Origin of the sequence: Vibrio sp. S234-5, from assembly GCF_000960595.1 — a bacterium.
GTDB lineage: Bacteria > Pseudomonadota > Gammaproteobacteria > Enterobacterales > Vibrionaceae > Vibrio.
The window spans coordinates 1-956 of the sequence record NZ_JZAM01000176.1 but is presented as its reverse complement, the minus strand read 5'-3'; the positions used below and the strand labels follow the sequence as shown (position 1 = coordinate 956).

Annotated in this window: 2 protein-coding genes and 1 pseudogene; 1 reads left to right on the top strand and 2 read right to left on the bottom strand. The window is 42.4% G+C overall.

Going from position 1 to position 956, the window contains the following annotated elements; genetic code table 11:
* Positions 1 to 113: 113 nt before the first annotated feature.
* Complete coding sequence (locus tag UF06_RS28335; protein ID WP_082069627.1) at positions 114 to 254, bottom strand: DUF3265 domain-containing protein; 141 nt, start codon at positions 252 to 254, stop codon at positions 114 to 116.
* An 87-nt stretch (positions 255 to 341) separates the two neighbouring features.
* On the opposite strand from UF06_RS28335, the gene UF06_RS08070 reads away from it, so the two are divergent.
* Positions 342 to 674, top strand: a complete 333-nt coding sequence (locus UF06_RS08070; RefSeq protein WP_045569989.1) for a PBPRA1643 family SWIM/SEC-C metal-binding motif protein — start codon at positions 342 to 344, stop codon at positions 672 to 674.
* Between the two features lie 77 nt (positions 675 to 751).
* Here the strand turns inward: UF06_RS08070 and UF06_RS28330 are convergent.
* Positions 752 to 874: pseudogene (locus UF06_RS28330) on the bottom strand (DUF3265 domain-containing protein); the annotation flags it as partial.
* Positions 875 to 956: the final 82 nt, after the last annotated feature.

The following is a 956-nucleotide window of genomic DNA, read 5'->3' as shown; positions in this document are numbered from 1 at the left end:
GCTATTGAATAAGTGTCCAGAAAACAGCGCCCACTGAAGCAAACTTGCCGACAAACTCAAAACTAACCAGCCGAGGGAACAAAGAAAAGCCATAAACCACTGATTTTTGGTGATTAAGCATAACGCCGCGTTAAGGGGTGAGTGCCGCATAAACCAAGTTTACGCAGACCATTTTCACCACAAAAATCACCGCATACCAAAAATGCCACGCGGCATGAATCCCACTTTAACGCCTTGTTATACCGCAGATCCATGCACATTGTAGGAACTTCTTTATCAATTGCTATAGTCCCGTATAATCGCGGCCAAATTACACCATACCAATCAGCAGTGAGTTGCAAATGTCCAAACTATTTTTTAAAGGCCGAATCGACGCTAGACAAAACCATGTCATTTCGGGCTATAACGTAAAACGTGACGTAAGAGCAGGCTCTGAAGAAGCTCCTATCCATGTTGTTGTCCAAACCGAAGCTCGTAAAGCAGAGATCGAAACATTACTTTCTGAGCATTCTATCGTAGCCCGTATTGTCATTGATTCAAAGCAACCAGAGAATACCGTTGAACTTGATACGCTACTAAACAAACCCAAGACTATCACTTACGCGAAAACACCAGAGCGTAATGAACCGTGCATTTGCGGAAGCGGCAAAAAATACAAAAAGTGCTGTGCTTAAATCTCGACAGTTACATTAAAAGCCGTCTTCTGACGGTTTTTATTATGTAGGGCGCTCTGTTCCAAAGTTAAAGCGGTATAACGCCGCGTTAAGGGGTGAATGCCGCATAAACCAACTTTCTGCAAACCACTTTCACCACCAAAATTCACTGCAAACCAAAAATGCCACGCGGCATGAATCCCTCTTGAACGCTTTGTTATGCTTAAGCTTCAATGACTTATGTTTTACCAAACTGAGATTAACTCAGCTTTAACTCACAAACAAAAGACTGAAAACCAAAAA

Coding starts and splice junctions, on each gene's coding strand:
- UF06_RS28335 (WP_082069627.1), bottom strand. CDS start 254: ATGGATCTGCGGTATAACAAGGCGTTAAAGTGGGATTCATGCCGCGTG.
- UF06_RS08070 (WP_045569989.1), top strand. CDS start 342: ATGTCCAAACTATTTTTTAAAGGCCGAATCGACGCTAGACAAAACCAT.